At 47.9% G+C, this 16316-nt stretch carries 12 protein-coding genes; all 12 read right to left on the bottom strand.

All coding sequences use genetic code 11. The annotated features are described in order from the left end of the window. Positions 1-55: 55 nt before the first annotated feature. The 12 genes from ACMXI2_RS06605 to ACMXI2_RS06550 all read right to left on the bottom strand — a co-directional run bounded on the left by ACMXI2_RS06605 (position 56) and on the right by ACMXI2_RS06550 (position 15952). Entirely contained in the window at positions 56-1447 is a 1392-nt protein-coding gene (locus ACMXI2_RS06605; RefSeq protein ID WP_483780909.1) for a hypothetical protein, read from the bottom strand. A gap of 80 nt (positions 1448-1527) precedes the next feature. After that, complete coding sequence (locus ACMXI2_RS06600) at positions 1528-2652, bottom strand: acyltransferase family protein (RefSeq protein ID WP_483780908.1); 1125 nt, start codon at positions 2650-2652, stop codon at positions 1528-1530. Between the two features lie 6 nt (positions 2653-2658). Further along, positions 2659-2781, bottom strand: a complete 123-nt coding sequence (locus tag ACMXI2_RS06595; protein WP_483780907.1) for a hypothetical protein — start codon at positions 2779-2781, stop codon at positions 2659-2661. Between the two features lie 30 nt (positions 2782-2811). After that, positions 2812-3456: a carbohydrate-binding family 9-like protein gene (locus ACMXI2_RS06590; protein WP_483780906.1), complete on the bottom strand. Its 645-nt coding sequence runs from the start codon at positions 3454-3456 to the stop codon at positions 2812-2814. Continuing rightward, positions 3453-4226 (bottom strand): glucosamine-6-phosphate deaminase, encoded by a 774-nt coding sequence (locus ACMXI2_RS06585; RefSeq protein WP_483780905.1) that lies wholly within the window; start codon positions 4224-4226, stop codon positions 3453-3455. The genes ACMXI2_RS06590 and ACMXI2_RS06585 overlap by 4 nt, the downstream gene beginning before the upstream one ends. Positions 4227-4237: 11 nt before the next feature. Further along, positions 4238-5446, bottom strand: coding sequence for an N-acetylglucosamine-6-phosphate deacetylase (nagA, locus tag ACMXI2_RS06580; protein WP_483780904.1), 1209 nt, complete (start codon positions 5444-5446; stop codon positions 4238-4240). Then, complete coding sequence (locus tag ACMXI2_RS06575; RefSeq protein WP_483780903.1) at positions 5446-6768, bottom strand: sugar MFS transporter; 1323 nt, start codon at positions 6766-6768, stop codon at positions 5446-5448. Before ACMXI2_RS06575 ends, nagA begins: the two co-directional genes overlap by 1 nt. 5 nt (positions 6769-6773) lie before the next feature. Next, on the bottom strand, positions 6774-8303 hold the full coding sequence (locus tag ACMXI2_RS06570; protein WP_483780902.1) for a beta-N-acetylhexosaminidase: 1530 nt from the start codon (positions 8301-8303) through the stop codon (positions 6774-6776). Positions 8304-8316: 13 nt separating this feature from the next. Next, positions 8317-9666, bottom strand: coding sequence for a glycosyl hydrolase family 18 protein (locus tag ACMXI2_RS06565; protein ID WP_483780901.1), 1350 nt, complete (start codon positions 9664-9666; stop codon positions 8317-8319). Positions 9667-9698: 32 nt separating this feature from the next. Beyond that, positions 9699-11273 (bottom strand): SusD/RagB family nutrient-binding outer membrane lipoprotein, encoded by a 1575-nt coding sequence (locus tag ACMXI2_RS06560; RefSeq protein ID WP_483780900.1) that lies wholly within the window; start codon positions 11271-11273, stop codon positions 9699-9701. A 43-nt stretch (positions 11274-11316) separates the two neighbouring features. Further along, the gene (locus tag ACMXI2_RS06555) at positions 11317-14535 is read right to left on the bottom strand and encodes a SusC/RagA family TonB-linked outer membrane protein (protein WP_483780899.1); all 3219 of its coding nucleotides are present in this window, start codon (positions 14533-14535) and stop codon (positions 11317-11319) included. Between the two features lie 352 nt (positions 14536-14887). Continuing rightward, on the bottom strand, positions 14888-15952 hold the full coding sequence (locus tag ACMXI2_RS06550) for a LacI family DNA-binding transcriptional regulator (protein ID WP_483780898.1): 1065 nt from the start codon (positions 15950-15952) through the stop codon (positions 14888-14890). Positions 15953-16316 lie beyond the last annotated feature (364 nt).

Raw genomic sequence — 16316 nt, 5'->3', positions numbered from 1 at the left:
CCGCACTGTTTTAGCCGGGCATGCCAGGGCCATTATTCTAACAGATGAAAATATTTTAGCTGTTGACAGCTGTAACCGGGGGAGGCGGCGTTACTTCGGGCTTGAATTTCCTCTTCGCATCCGGATCATCTTCATCTCCTCTTTTGCGTTTATCCAGTTCCGTTTCTTTTTCCGGTTCCTCAGACGCAGGCCTTTTGCGGCTCAATACCGTTAAGAAGGCCTTTAACAGCTGCGAAACTTCGTCTTTCTCCGCACCGGTCCAATCCGGTCTCTGTGCGCGAAACTGTTCTCCGAAACCCGCCCGTTGCCTGGCAGCTAAACTCCAACTTTCCTTAGTAGGGTACGTTGCATGCAGCGCTGCATTATACGCGGCGGACAAACCACTCATGAGATTCACAAATTCAGCCCTGATACGCTTATAACGGTCAAATGTTGCATTCAATGCCAGGTGACGCTGTGTTTCCTCTGCCGAAAACAATGCACTGGCAATTGCATACGCCTGGTTAAGCCTGGCCATGTTGTTTTCTACTCCGGTAAATCGTGCGTAATCGGTATCTTTTCTTTCCGCAGGAAGTTCGGCCAAAACAATTCTGTATACATTCGGGTATGTCTGTTTGGCTTCCCGCGCCTTTTTATTTGCAAGGCGACTGATATATTGAGGGTTGCTGCGGATGTTGCCCAGTTCGGTATTTTTACCGCGAATTTGATGTTTAAGGTTAATAAAAAAATGGGGATCGTATGCTAAGATTTCGGCTTTATTTGCGCGGTAAACCGGGTTATTTCTAAGCGGCGCAATACTCACGCTTTCTGCATCTTCGATCTTCCTGAGTTCGAAATCACTTGATGTTGCCAGGTTGATGCCGGAGAGTTCGTTGATCGCGTCAGTTCTCCGCCTGATACCGGAACTCCGTATCAAATAATCAATCATGGCAGCAATACCGGTAAACCTGGGAAGATGGAATATGAACTCCGCTTCTATACCCCCTGCCGGCTTCGCCTTCAGGTCGATGCTGACGGGCCGGTCGGGACCGCCATTGGTAATAGATGCGGAAGAATTGTAGACATACCCACGGGGAGCGGCTAAAGCCCAGGCGGCAGTTGTTGCACCCTCATCTGCATCAGCAATCCAATCGTTCGTCATGGCGGCACGATTGTGCGGATTTGCCGTCCTTTTTGCATCAGCCTCTGCCACAGCCTCAGCCGGACCAAGCTTTACCATCTGAATGGGAGCATGCTGCTGCAACACCCGAGGACTATTACTAATCATCTCCTGGCGGGCATTTAATTGCTGCACACGGGGACTGCTGCTAATCGCTTCCTGCATTCTTCGCTGAGCAATTGCTTCGGGACGATTATCCTTCAACTGAAACACCGGGTTACCATTACTTTGGAGATGACCGGTAGCCGGGTTTCTATTTTCTGCTGCTTTGTGAACACGGGTATTCATAATACTGGGTTGTCTGTTCTCGCATTAAACACACGTCTTACTCTAATATATACAAAGAAAAACCGCTTGCAAAATATAAATTACACCTTCACATGTATCTTCCGTCTATCCATCACATACCCAACCAGCCACATCATCAGCATATAAACAATAGCAAACAACAGGGAAGCATTTTTGTCAGATAACCAACTGCTAAAAGCATCTCTGTAAATAATTCCTTTCACAGATCCCCCGTTTATGCGTATCATCCCCATCAGCACAATCACTACCCACGCAACAATGTAGATGAACAAGGGATTTTTACCGAATACTTCAAAGAAGTAAGTCCATTTCCGGAATAACCATACCTCAATGATGGTGATCAGTGCAGCGAGGATCAGCAAATCAAAACCGGTGGCATAAATAACATAGGAGCTGGTCCAGAGCGGCTTGTTGATGGGCAGCCACCTGTTCCACAACGCACCGGCTGCTACCAGTAGTATCCCGGCAGCAAATAGCCTGATGATACCGGCCACGCCCTTTCCATTCTTCTGAACAAAACTCCCCGTAAGAAATCCTGCCACCACATTAACAACGGCAGGAAATGTACTCAGCAGTCCCAGCGGATCAAACGGAAAGCCATAATGCTTATACATATGCCCCGGAGATAAATAAAGCGCATCCAATCTGCCAACCGCATTTCCTTCCAGGCTGTAAGGGCCGGGCGGTACACCAAAACAATACAGCACATACCAATACAACAATAATATCAATACACACATGATAACAAGCGCGCGGCTATTGCAATAACGGATCATAAAAGCTGCGATGCAGTAACAAACCGCAATACGCTGTAAAACGCCCCAGATACGGGTATCAGCCAGGCGCATCCACGTATAATGCCCTTGCTCATACTGAACAAAAGGGAACACACCGAGTAATATGCCTGTTACAAAAATGATCGCTGTACGCCTGAATACCTTCCCTGTAAATGCAGTATGAGAAAGACTATTCATCTTTCTCATACTGAAGCTAAGCGCGTTTCCCACCACAAAAAGAAAGGAAGGAAACACCAGGTCGGTCACCGTAAAACCGTGCCAGCCGGAATGTTTGAAAGGCGCATAGATCGCATTCCAGTTGCCGGGTGTATTCACCACTATCATGAAAGCAATGGTCATGCCTCTCAGCACATCCAACGCAGGGTATCTTTCCGGTACAGATTTCATACTTAATTAAGATAAGGGGGTAAGCTGAACACTTGCTTTTGTTTGAACCGGGCCATCCAGCTTAGAAGAGGTACAATTTGTAAAACAAACAGGGATGGCTGCCAGCAGCCATGCAAAAATGCTTTTCATACGTTGTACTTTTTATAGGTTAATGAATACTCAGAGAAAACAGATGTCGGCAAAATCTTCCCTCCGGTGGAAATCCGGCATGGCGGCCTTTACATCATTCCAGGTTAAAAAATGTGGCGCCGGCATTTCATCTCCGCATTTATAAAAATTACCTTTTACCTTCATGGCAGTTAGTGTAGTAATGTTGTGATAGCTAAATACTACTGCCGGTATAATCACCGTTAATTCCCAAACAAATGACCTTCTGCCATGCTCTGCTGCTGATATGATATGAGTGGCGGTGGTGATCAGGTCAGTAGCCGTAACGGGCAACGGGGCCCTGTTTTCACGGCTGGATCCAAACCCGGCTTTACACCAGCCGATGCAATTAAACTCCAGGTTATAATAGTTTCCGCCATCATCGCAGGCAACAAAAAATTCCACGCAGCTGTCTTTATGAATATCCCCGTTGGTAGAAGCCGCCGCCAGCAAATGACTTTCTTTTACGTAGTACTTGAGCAGGATAGCATCTTCACTATGGGCAATAGAAAATGCTGCCTCCACCGCGTGCGCATACTGGGGCCAGGGGTTACAACTGATCGGGATCACCTGTAGCCTGTCCAGCATCCTGCTCACCTCAGCCGGGGCCGGTTTACCATACAACGGAATAAAGGGCACCTCCAGTTTCCGCATCATGATACCTTTTGGTGGCTTAACCGGGCACTACTTTCCCCATCCAGGAAAAGTATGGCGCCGGGGTGGTTTCGCAGGATAGTGGCGGGATATTGTTCCTGTATATCCTGGTGAATAGTATCATATACTGCTGCTGCTTTCCGCGGGCCAGGCACTACGCAAAAAATATACGGCGCTGCCAGCAGTGCAGGGATGGTTAACGTAACGGCATGCGTGGGTACTTCTTCCAGCGTAGTGAAACAGCCGTCATTTACCTGTTGCTGCCGGCACACTTCATCCAGCATTACTATTTTCACTTTCCGCGGATCTTTAAAATCGGCCACCGGCGGGTCGTTGAAAGCAAGGTGACCATTCTCCCCTATTCCCATGCATACGATATCTGCAACATGTGTTTGCAGCAGCGCGGCATACTTTTCACAGGCGGCTTCCGTTCCACTGCCATCGATATAGCGGGTGGTATGAAAGGGTAATGCATCAAAGATCCGGTGCTTCAAAAAGTTGCCGAATCCCTGTGGTGCATCTGCCGGCAGGCCAATGTATTCATCCATGTGAAAAGCATTTACGCGGCGCCACTCAATGCCTTTCTCCTGTAACAGCGTTTCCAGGAACTCGTTCTGGGAAGGGGCGGCCGCAAAAATGATATTCACTTCTTTTTTATTTCCCAATAAATACCGGAGAGTAGTTGCCGTCATTGCTGCAGCTGCCCTGCCCATTTCCTGCCGGTCCGGATAAATCTTCGCGGTTAATTTCCCTGCTTTAAATTCCTTTATCATGTTTGTTTTATTTAGATAAGATAACCGGAGAATGTTTCTTTCGACATGTATACAATGTTTCCGTTCACGATGGTGGTGTCAATATTTATCCTGTCGTCGAAGATGACGAGATCCGCATCTTTCCCCTTTACCAGTGTTCCTTTCCGGTCCTGTATATGAAGAATAGATGCAGGTGTTTCACTCATCATCCTTACCGCATCGCGCAGGGGTATCTCTGCCAGTTCCACCATGTTCCGTACTAACCGGTCGGCAGTAGCTACGCTTCCCGCAAAAGCGCTGCGGTCGGGCAATTTGGCTACGCCATCTTCCACCAGCACGTTCAACCCATCTTTAAGGCTGCCTAACACAGATGGGCCTTCCGGCATGGCCGCTGCCCGCATGGCATCGGTGATCAACGCCGTACGTTCGGGGCCTTTAATTTTATACACGAGTTTCAGCAACGGGGCAGGCAAATGAATACCATCAGCAATGATTTCTACGGTCATGCCATCAATCAGGTAAGCGCTTTCTATTACCCCGGCATAGCGGTACGCATTGCGCCGCGAAACACCGGACATACAGGAGTAAAAATGCGTAGCATGCGTAAAACCTGCTTCGTAGCCCTTTATCACTTCTTCATAAATGGCATCGGTATGCGCCAATGCCGCCAGGATATTCCTGTTGGTTAAATATCTTCCGAATTCCAGTGCGCCGGGCAGCTCCGGCGCAGCACTCCATCTTTTGATGGCTGGCGAGCGGGAAAGTATGTCCACGTATTCAGCGGGGTCCGGATGGCGGATATACCGCGGGTCCTGCGCGCCTTTCTGCTGCATGGAAAAGTAAGGCCCTTCAATATGCAGCCCGGCAAATGCGGCGCCTTTATCGTTCAGCTTATGGGCTTGTTCATAAATAGCCAGGGTATCCAGCAAATCCTGCTTATCGCAGCTCAGGGTGGTGGGCATCATGGCTGTGGTGCCATAACGCGCATGCGTAATCGCAATCTGCAGAAAAGCTTCCAGCGTGTTGTCCATAAAGTCGTGACCACCACCACCGTGCACATGCATGTCTATGAAGCCGGGAGCAATGTATTTTCCGCGGGCATCGATCTCTGCTGCGCCGGGTATAGCTATATTTTTATCGCTCACCTCTGCGATAACGCCATCTGCGATGATCACGCAACCACTGCTAATAGTGCGTTGCGGCGTAAGTACCATTCCGTTATATATCTTCAGGTATTTCATTATTCATTTACTGTTTTCCGGTTCCAGCTTCTCAGGCCAAATGCATAAAATGCGTAAAAGATCAGGTATCCATAACAGGGTAATAGTACCAGGTAGGCGAGGCGCAAACCAACCTTATCGGCCCAATAGCCATACAGGAGTGGCAAAATGGCATTACCGCATAATCCCATCACCAGTAAAGAGGCGCCTGTTTTTATAAAACGTCCGAGGTGGTCGAGTGCCAGCGGCCATATTCCCGCCCATATCATGGAGTTGGCGAATCCCAGGAGTACAATGCACCATACAGAAACATCGGTGTGATGCCCCAGCAGCGGTACCTTCCCCTGTACAAAGGGAATCATGCAGCTGAACAAAAGGCCCAATAGGGTACAGATACGCAGCGCTGTCAGTTGCGAAAGAACACGTGGTATCAATAAGATACCCAGTATATAACCTGTGATAGTGGCCGCTAAAGTATACGACGGGAATACCTTTGCTTCGAGGAAAGGCATCCCCATACTGGAAGCGTAGTTGATGATACTGTCCACCGCAATCACCTGTGAGCCTACGTGAAAGAAAATGGCTACTGCCCCCAGCACCAGGTGTGGAAATTCCAGTATGCTTTTCGGGCGCTCCTGCGGAACCGCCATAGCTGAGGGGCCGGCATCGGTATCAATTTCCGGCAAAGGAGAAAATCTTATCAATAATCCCAGCAAAAATAAAACAACAGATACCACTGCATAAGGTATCACCACCCGTTGGATCAGCTGGTCCAGGATCACTTCCTTTTCCGGTCCCTGCATGGCGGGAAGTTCCCTGAAAAGTGTTTGATCACCCGGCCGTATAATAGCCACTGCAAATAAAAGCGGCGCCAGTATGCCGGCTGCTTTGTTGCAGATACCCATAATGCTGAACCGCTGCGCGGCCCGCTCTTTATCGCCGAGGATGGTGATGTACGGATTGGCAGCGGTTTGAAGGATCGCAAGACCCAAACCAATCGTGAAAAGACCCGCCAGGAAAAGCGGGTAAGCCCTCGTAATACCCGCAGGCACAAAGAGCAATGTGCCGGAAGCCATGATCCAGAAACCAATCATCATCCCCTTGCGGAAACCTGTTTTCTTCAACAGGTAACCTGCCGGCAGCGACATCACCAGGTAAGCAATATAAAAAGCAAATGCCACCAGGTAGGATTGAAAATTATTCAGTTCACAGCCTATCTTAAAATAAGGGATCAGGATCGCATTGATCCAGGTGACCATCCCAAAAATAAAAAACATCCACCCGATGATTATAATGGGAATGGTATCTTCCTTCCTCTTGTACAGTACTCCCTGCATGTTCATATGTGTCATTTGTTGGCCTCCAGCTTATATCTTAACTGATTCCATCTTTCATTACGCAATGTGTTTTCTGTTTCAATCTCCGCAGGAAACAACACCTCCTTATTCATAAGAGCGAAACGTTTATTCAGCTGCTCCGGCTTCAGCTCATTCAGCTGTTGCAGCAGGCCCGCTGCTTGTTCCCGCGAATATGTACCATCATTCATCCTGGCTTCTATCGTTAAGCATGTCAGGTAATAGATCCGGATATCACTCATCAACAGGAAGTGACCGAAACTGGATTTGTTGGCGGAAGGTTGCAGCGAATATAGCACCCTGGCTGTTTCCCGGGCGCTGTCCAGCAAAGCGGCAAGCGAAACACCCGGCTTCACCACGGCTCCCTGCAATACTTCATAAGGCGTTTTTTTCAGGGCATTCCAGAATAACATGGACTGCGTTTCATTAAAGCCGTATTTATCTTTGCAGTAGCGCCCAATGAACTTTTCTATTTCCAGGGGGCCCGTGGTACGCAGACTTTCAAAATATGCTGCTATCAGCATATCAAATCCCGTAATGGGATATACCCGGCGGATCGCATACAGGTCGGTAATATCGGTAGCCGATTCAAACACCGGGGAATATATTCCGGAAGTAGACCACGAAGTCATGATCATACCACGGTAGCCCAACTTCCGCGCCTGCGGAATGAAGTCGCGGATATTATTAAAATGTTTCTTCCAGTCGGTCAGGAAATAATTATCAGGCCCGCTCCTGATTGCCGGGGAACCCCATATCTCAAACCCGCTCTGCATGAGCTTTTCATGATCCCCAAAACGATTGAGGTCCCAGCCATAGTTCCAGTCTATAAAAACAGTTTGCTTTGGTAAGCCCTGTAACGCATCAGGATATTTCAACGCAATATCTGCCCACACTACCGGTATTTTGCCCAACTTTACTACTTCTTCACACAACATTTTTATGTAATCACCATACAAACGTCCTTTGCCCACTTTTGCCACCTTTTGTTTGGAGGCTTCCGAATGACCAAGCAGATAAGTTTCATCACCACCAATATGAATATACCGGGAGGTATGTGTGGAGATAAGATCTTTATACAGATCGCTGAAAAGTGCTTTGCATAGCGCTTCTTTGGTTGGGTTTACCTGTGAATAGTCTTTCTGGTCTTCCCGGAGTTCCCGGTAGCGCCAGTGGCGGAGAATATATTCAACATGGCCAAAGCTTTGCTGGAGGGGGATCACGTCAACACCCAACCCGTTGCAGTACTTTACGAAGTCAATAATCTCCGTTCGCGTGTAGGCATACCGGTTGGAAATAACGGCGTGTTGCTGATAAGGATAGGTAGCCTCCCACTCCATCACCAGTGTGTTGATACCATGTTCGCTTAACTGCTGCACAAACGCTTTCAACGCCGGCATTTTCATCACCTGGATACGCAGGTCGAGATGAAAACCTTTCACGCGGAAAGTATCCGCCTGACCATTTACCGGAAGATACATGGCCAATATAAACACCACTGTTAATACCCGCTTTGCCATCATAGTACTGCTTGTTTTATTTCAATAAGTTGAATATAGTTCCGGTTAAAGAACTGGCGCCTTTTACATCATAATCGGCTGTCCAGATATAAGCGCCCAGGAAGCCGTTCTGTTTCAGGTAAGTGGCTTTCTGCGTTACCAGTGGTAAGCCATTAAAGTATACCCCTTTGGAAATCGCTGCATATTCTTTATCAGCTGCCGTGGGCGCCGCTGCCAGGATATCCTTGTAGGGAATATAGTTATAAGACGACCAGCCCAGGTTATTCCCGTTTGCATCCAGCTGGTTATATCTCAGTCCGAAAGCCGGTATACCGATCACCAGTTTTGAAGCAGGATACTTTGCTTTCCACAGCTGCGCCCCGGCCACAAAGTAATCATATCCCGAAGGCTGACCCGGAACCTTACCCGGCCCTACATGCATACCGTCTTCGAAGGCATGCACGTTTAACCAGGTGGCGGCGGAGAGATCAGGATAACGGTCGTGATATTGATTGGTGGGCACTGTTACTGAAATAATAGCGCCTGCGCCCAGTGCCGCCCGCAGCTCGTTCAATAACAAACCCGTTGCTGCAATGTTAGCATTAATAATAGCAGAAGATGCGTTGATGTCGGTCATCATGATATCCACGCCATCCATTTTCTTTGCGGCAATATAAGCTGCGATGGCCTTTACCAGCGTCGCCCTTTTTGCCGCATCTGTGATCACGGCGCCAAAATTATTGCTCTGGCTTACGCTCCATCCATCGCCCGACAATGCGCCGCTTACACCCAGCAACACCGGTACGCCGTTGAGATGCGCCCTGCCTGTCAGCTCTTCGGCCTTCCGGTAAGGTTCTCCTTTCGAAATGTCCATTACGCCGGCAGCTGTGATAGTACCTACTTTGTACGCCAGGTGCGTGATCGTGTTCCAGTCGATATACTTATAGCCGGCCGTATCATTCAGGTATGCCAGCACAACGCCGGCGGCGGCCTTTTTCTGATAGGTATCCGGCACTACAAAAACATCGCGGTAGCGACTGGTGGTTTTTCCTTCATAAGACACTTCCAGCCGGATACGGAATGCGCCGCCGGCTGTGGCAGTGAATGCAAAGGTATCAGCAGTAGATACTTCTTTGTCGTTTACTTTCCAGGATATGGCCACTTTGCCTCCGGGAGAATATTGCATACCGGTGAAGGGCAGCTTCTCCCCCATCATCAATACCCTTACACTGTCCGGACTTTCCGGGAACAGGGCGGCTTCATTGAATACGCGTGGTGTAAACGGCCTTCCATCGGCCTGTTCACCGGCTTCTTCTTTTTTACATCCTGCTATCATAAAGCAGCATCCCATAAAAACCGCCAGCAATAAATAAATAGATCGTTTCATCAGTTAATATTTTTATTCCTGTGTTTGGATGTTTATTCTTTGTCCCACCATACTCTTTTCAGCCAGTCATCTTCCCCTATCCTGTCAATGGCAGCCTGTACATTCACTTTATTCTGTTCTTTTTCGGACAATGGATACTGAAACCGGCGTGGTATAGTCAGGGAGGTGGATTCATTGTTGGGCGTGGCTACCAGTTCAGGATACCCGCTCCTGCGCCAGTTGGCAAACAGCTCAGGCCCGTTCAGCATTAAGGCGATCCACAACTGGTTATTGATCTGTTTTAATTCTGTTCCCGGCTGCAGTGGATTGTTGGTTAAGAAATCAGCTATTTCCGCATCGGAGATTACCGGCCCGCCGGGGTAAAGGCTCAGCTGTTTCATCGCTGCCTCTACCCCCTTCTGATAATGCGTAGCCGCGTCTGCACCCAGTGTGAGCCCCAGGCGCACAGACGCATCTGCCAATAACAACTCCACTTCTGCATAGGTCAAATGCAGGAAGGGAGCATTATTGCGCATAAAACAAGTATTCATCTCACATTTCAAATCACCGTTCACTGCGTTATAATTGGCGCCATTGGCGAGTTTAACTGTAACCGGACCTACCCAGTCTTCATACACATACTTCCCGGGTTTCGATCCCACCAGCCCCAGCACGCTGGCTCTTACCTGTGCCGTAATATCTTCTCTCTCAAAAGGCTTCAGCGGCACATTCTGTTTGTAACAACGTGGTATGTAGTTGATACGCGGGTCGTTGGTATTTTTCAGCTGATCGAGGAAAGTGGTCACGATCTTCGGCATCGCACTTTGCTGATTGATGGCGGCAGACACGGAGTTGCCGCGCAGGTCCGAATAATTATTCTGGATGTCCATGTGCTTCGTCATGCAATTATCTGCATTGCTGATCATAACGCCGCCATCTGCATTAAAGGCTTCCTGTACTTCTTTCTTTGCCTTTTCTGCATCACGTTTTACCAGGCGCAGGGCCAGCCTGATCCGGAGGGAATTGGCAAATTTTTTCCAGGCGGCAATATCTCCTTTGTAAAAAATTTCATTGGATACTTTATCCTTCGCGGGGTCCAGTTGTGCGGATGCGGCTTTCAGTTCTTCAAGAAAATTGTTGTAGATGTCCTGCTGCTGATCATACACCGGACGCTTCACCTGGGTGTAAAAGGCGCTGCCGGCCTGGGAATAGGGTATATCTCCATACAAATCCGTTAACCTGGCAAACGTATATACTTTCATGATCCGGCAGATGGCATTCAGATTGGTTTTTGATTCCACCCCGTTGGTGCGTTCTACGGCGTCTACTATATTCACCACATTATTCTGATAACTGTTTTCCCACATTACCCACATCCGTGTAATGTCTTTGATATACATGCCTCCTACCCGCGCATAGTAAGCGGCGCCCAGCTGTTGCATCATCGGCAACAGCACAATGCTGTTGGTACGTTCCTGCGTAGAGAGATCTCCGGAGAACCATAGTTGCGCAAAGATCAACTGGTTCTCGGGGTTTATTTTGCTGGACTTCGTGGGATCTGTATTCAGATCGCCGAATTTGCTGCAGGCGGATATCAGCAGCAACAGCGCCAGTAGTATATATCTCATTGAATGGTTGCTTTTAGTGTTCATGTCTGTCATGTTTGATCATTTAGAACTTAACATTCAGATTAATTCCCCAGCCCCGTCTTGATGGAAGTGATCCATATTCCAGTCCCTGGCCGTTACCGTTATTATAATTGGAATCCGGATCTACATTGGGAATATCTTTGTAGATGATAAAAGGATTTCTTGCTACCAAACTCACAGCGGCATCTTTGATCCCTAACTTCCTGTTGAAGGCGCCCGGTAGTTTGTATGACAACGTAATTTCCCTCACCTTCACATAGGTAGCCTTGTAAATAAATGGTACCGCGATACCGTTACCATCGGAATAAAAACCGCCCCAGTAAACAGAGGGATCTACTGCCCGTGTATTTTTTGTGTATACCGGTTTGCCGCCGGCATCGGTGCCGGTTTGTACCACGCCTTCAGGCACATATCCTTTTACATTTCCAGCTGCCTGCCATTCGCCGGGAGTCTTTTTGGCGGCCAGTCTTTCCTGTTCCGAAAGGATCCATTCTTCGCGGCCCGGTAACGTTTTCACGCTGCTGCCTCTTACTACGGAGAACAGGTCTGTCATAGAGAAAATATCAGCACCGTATTTGATGTCGAATGCGGCATTGAGACTGAAATTCTTATAGGTAAAACGACTCATTACACCACCGGTCCAGTCGAACACGCCTTTGCCCAATACCTTTCTGTCGGGTGTAGGTATCGGGTTCAGGGAAGATGGGTTAAGGATAATGTTTCCCTCCGGATCTCTCTGGTAGTCGTATCCGAGGATAGCGCCGTATTTCTGACCAGGCATAGCGGCTACCAGCAGGCCAAGCCATCTTGCTTCTGATAAAGCAATAAACGGTACATCATCTGCCAGCGATTCTACATTATTGATGTTGCGTGCAAAATTCAATGTGAGATCCCAGGAGAAATCCTTTTTGGATACAGGTGTGCCGGACAATAACAATTCTATGCCTTTATTGGTGATCATACCCGCGTTGATGATCTGTTTTGGATACCCGGAAGAAATTGGCGCCGGTACAATATTGATCTGATCCCTGGAGCGGGAGGTATAATACGTTGCGTCAAAATTGAGACGGCCGTTAAAAAATTTAAGATTGGTACCGGCTTCAAATGAGCGGGTCCTGGTGGGTTTCAGGTTAATGTTCGGTAATATTTTGGTGGCCAGGCTAGCTGGTTGCACACCGTTAAATGCCAGTGGGTAAAGACTGTAATACACATCCAGCATGTAAGGATCGGTGTCGTTACCTACTTCCGCCCAGGAAGCCCTCAGCTTGCCGAACGACAATACATCGCTCTTCATTTTAAACGCGTCGGTAAAAATGAAACTGGCAGATACGGATGGATAGGTATATACGTTGTTGTTTTCAGGCAACGTAGAGGAGGCATCTGTTCTCACCGTAGCATCGAGGTAAAGGTAATTCTTATAGCCGAAGGTGAACAATCCATAGGCTGATCTTATCTCCCTGCGGCTGTTATTTTCTTCAATACTTTTATCCTGGTAGCTGTTGATGCTGATAACATCTGTTACCGTCATATTGGAATAGGTAGCGGTGGTACCTTTCCTGATACGCTGGTTAAGGCTGGCGCCCAGGCGTGCAGAGAAGTTAAGATCAGGTGTAATCTTTTTGGTAAGGGTAGCCATGAAATCCGCCTGGGTAGTAGAGTACTTCTGATCCAATACATTCATCATGCCCGAAAGCGCCAGTGGTGTTGTACGCGGACTGTATTTCCGGTAGTCCAGGAAAGTGATATCGGTGGAAGCCCTTGCCAGGAAACTCAGCCAGCTGTTAACCGTATAGGTAGCGTTAAAAGCACCGGTGAGCCTGTCTTTCAGCGTAACGTTCGACATTTCATACAGGATCCAGTAAGGATTCAGGCGGTAGGCGCCACCGCCCCATTCCACGTACTCGCCCTGTGCGGATTTATAGGTATCGGAAAAAACAGATTGATCGATGTTATTGGCCAGGCCGTTAAAGTTCTGGCCGATGTTGGTGGGTGCATCTCCCAGTCCGGCCCTGTTGTTAACCCTTTCATTCAGATAGGTGGCCCTTACATCCACATCGAGTTTGCTGCCGAATTTAGACCGGCCGCTGAACGTAAAATTATTGCGGCGGATATCACTGTTCGGCAGGATGTCTTTATACCGCAGGTCTGAAACGGAGAAGCGGAAGTTGGACCGGTCTGTTGCGTTGGTGAGCGACAGCGTATTATTCAGGGAAGATCCTGTTCTGAAAAAGCTTCCGAAATTATCTTTTGCGAGGGCATAGGGCCTGGTTACGCCGTCGAACCCGATGGCATTCAGGCTGGGATCTAACCGGGGGCCAAAATTAGTGAACATGGTACTTTGCGCCTGCGACTGATCCTGCGGCAATTGCCCGGAGCGGCCCTGTCCGTACAGGTATTGGTTACCATCTACTTTTGTAAGCTGGTTTTCAATGGTAGCAGTGCTGTTCAGTTCCACGCCCAATTCCTTTGACTTCGCGCCTTTTTTGGTAGTGATAAGGATTACGCCGTTGGCCGCGCTGCTGCCATATAAAGCTGCGGCAGAGGGGCCTTTCAGCACACTGATTTTATCGATATCATCCGGGTTAATAGCGGAGATGGCATCGCCCATATCCACGCCTTCCGCGAACTTGGTATCGCCCACCTGGCCGTAGTTGGAATTATCCATCGGGATGCCGTCGATAACATATAGCGGCTGGTTGTTGCCGGTAATACTGGTATTTCCGCGGATGATAACCCTTGAAGAACCGGAGGGGCCTCCGGCCGTACTGTTGATGATCAGGCCCGGCACTTTTCCTGCCAGGGAATTGATCACGTTGGTTTCTTTTGCTTTATTGATATCATCACCCTTTACTTCGGAAAATGCGTAGCCCAGTTCCCGTTCTTCTCTCCGGATACCGAGTGCAGTTACCACTACATCTTTCAGTGTTTCTGAACGCGACCGGAGCCTTACGTTCTGGAGGCGTTGCGTTTTGGTGAGGAAACCGGAACGTTCGTAGCCAATCATCTGGATAATGATGCTATCTCCGCCGGCGGCTTTGATGGAATAACCGCCATCGCCCGCCGAGATGGCCGTTTCCTTACTGTTTTTATTGAAGATACTTGCGCCGGGAATGATAGCGCCTTTTTCATCGGTGATGATGCCCTTTATAACAGCGGGGGCCTGCGCAGCGGCATAATGCCGGGAAGCCGCCAACATCGTTATACATAAGTACAGATGTTTAAACTTGACAATTGCATTCATGGTGGTAGTGATTTTGGTTCTGGCCTAATTCGATAAGTACAGGCAGTGATCAATAAATACCCGCCCGGCTCCACTTTATCCGGAATAAAGCGTAGCGCATTCTGGTTGACTAAATACTCCCTGGCAACAACGATGAAATAATACAGGCTGTTAAAAAACGATGGGTGAAATTACGACCGTTAACGTACACGAAAAAAAGGTAAAAAAGAGGAATCGCCCAAAAGCACAATTCCATGCACGTTAACGAAAAGAGAAAACTGATCATTTCGTTAACGTACACGAATATAGAAATAAAAATCAGAAAATGCTATCTATCATAAAATATTTTTTTTCGGGAGAGATAAAAAAAGGGTTAATTCCTGTAGTTGAGATAGTTTTCCCTTGTGATGATATCAATGGGCATGTACTGCTGCCGCTCAATCACAGCGGCGTGAACCAGGTGGTCGTATAAAGCCATGATGCCTTTATGACCCTGCTCCTGCGGCTTCTGGCAGATGAGGAAATCAATCACCGACTTTTTGAGATAGTCGATATTCTCCGCGAGGAAATCGTAGCCTATCAGTTTAATATGGCCAAGACCGGCTTCCTCCAGGTAACGCCCTACCGTGGCTACCCGCGAATTGGTAACAAAGATGATATCCACCGGCGTTTTCGCCAGCGCTTTGTGTAATTTACTTTTTACGGATTTATAGTCGGTTTGCCGGATATCGGTTTTCCTTATCTGGATATCAGCAGGATGCGCTTTATAATATGCCCGGAAACCCTCTTCTTTTCTGAGCAGGTGATGATGCAGGTCCATTTCCCTGGAAATATTAACAATCAGTACCTGCTGCCCTTCCCTTACGAGATAGCTGATGAGATGCGCTGCGAGGTAACCACTCTGGTACAGGTCTGGCCCAATATAGGTGAGACTCCCCTCCGTTTCGATATCCGAGTTAATAAATACAAAGGGGATCTTTTTTGCCCGGCATTTTTTGGTAAAATTCAGGGACTCCTCTTCAAACATAGGCGCCAGCAGGATGCCCTGGTAGTCCTTCTTTAGAATTTCGTTGGCCCTGGCGGTGAACGTAGTTTTATCATTCTGATCAAAAAAGTAAATTTCCACGGTTACCCCAAAGTCGCGTATCGCAGCAGCCGCCTGCCTGATACCATTCAGTGGTGCATTCCAGTATCCTGTTTCACCGGAAGCCGCCGGGATCAGCACTGCCAGATGAAGGAGCCTTTTGGATGCCAGTCGCCTTGCCATTATATTTGGCTGATAATCCAGGTCCTTAATAATCTCCAGTACCTTTTCCCTCGTTTTGTCCGCCACACCGGTACGATTATTCAATACCCTGTCTACCGTGCCGATGGAAACATTTGCCCTGCGGGCTATTTCCTTCACTCCTACCAATGCTGCTTCTTTTGTATCTTTCATTAACTGGTTTATTGAGCATTCAATTATTCGGCTTACAGCAGCGAAGGTATGCCTGTTCCGGCAAAACCTGCTATACCAGCCGGTAATACATCAAAAATACTAATTTAATCCTGTTTTCATCCATTCATATACGGGCACATTAATATCTTATATTTTTATTGTAAAACTTGGAAATGAAGAAATAAAAGTTATTTTTGTGTACGTACACGAAAGTAGGTAAAAAAACGTTCGCCCAAAAACACATCTCCCGTCATTGCCGAAGCAGGTCTTATAAGACACGCTTCCATGCTGCATTATTGTACTACTTCTTTAGTGGTATAACGATGATGGCTACCCGATATTATAACATCAACCAGATCATGGG

It is taken from the genome of Chitinophaga sp. G7 BAM 1005 (genome assembly GCF_057126945.1).
Note: the sequence above shows the minus strand (reverse complement) of the source record. Positions and strands in the feature narration are given on the sequence as shown.

What these genes read in the sequence shown, in the direction of transcription:
- ACMXI2_RS06605 (WP_483780909.1), bottom strand. Translation starts at nt 1,447, where the DNA reads ATGAATACCCGTGTTCACAAAGCAGCAGAAAATAGAAACCCGGCTACC.
- ACMXI2_RS06600 (WP_483780908.1), bottom strand. Translation starts at nt 2,652, where the DNA reads ATGAAATCTGTACCGGAAAGATACCCTGCGTTGGATGTGCTGAGAGGC.
- ACMXI2_RS06595 (WP_483780907.1), bottom strand. Translation starts at nt 2,781, where the DNA reads ATGAAAAGCATTTTTGCATGGCTGCTGGCAGCCATCCCTGTTTGTTTT.
- ACMXI2_RS06590 (WP_483780906.1), bottom strand. Translation starts at nt 3,456, where the DNA reads ATGATGCGGAAACTGGAGGTGCCCTTTATTCCGTTGTATGGTAAACCG.
- ACMXI2_RS06585 (WP_483780905.1), bottom strand. Translation starts at nt 4,226, where the DNA reads ATGATAAAGGAATTTAAAGCAGGGAAATTAACCGCGAAGATTTATCCG.
- nagA (WP_483780904.1), bottom strand. Translation starts at nt 5,446, where the DNA reads ATGAAATACCTGAAGATATATAACGGAATGGTACTTACGCCGCAACGC.
- ACMXI2_RS06575 (WP_483780903.1), bottom strand. Translation starts at nt 6,768, where the DNA reads ATGAACATGCAGGGAGTACTGTACAAGAGGAAGGAAGATACCATTCCC.
- ACMXI2_RS06570 (WP_483780902.1), bottom strand. Translation starts at nt 8,303, where the DNA reads ATGATGGCAAAGCGGGTATTAACAGTGGTGTTTATATTGGCCATGTAT.
- ACMXI2_RS06565 (WP_483780901.1), bottom strand. Translation starts at nt 9,666, where the DNA reads ATGAAACGATCTATTTATTTATTGCTGGCGGTTTTTATGGGATGCTGC.
- ACMXI2_RS06560 (WP_483780900.1), bottom strand. Translation starts at nt 11,273, where the DNA reads ATGAGATATATACTACTGGCGCTGTTGCTGCTGATATCCGCCTGCAGC.
- ACMXI2_RS06555 (WP_483780899.1), bottom strand. Translation starts at nt 14,535, where the DNA reads ATGAATGCAATTGTCAAGTTTAAACATCTGTACTTATGTATAACGATG.
- ACMXI2_RS06550 (WP_483780898.1), bottom strand. Translation starts at nt 15,952, where the DNA reads ATGAAAGATACAAAAGAAGCAGCATTGGTAGGAGTGAAGGAAATAGCC.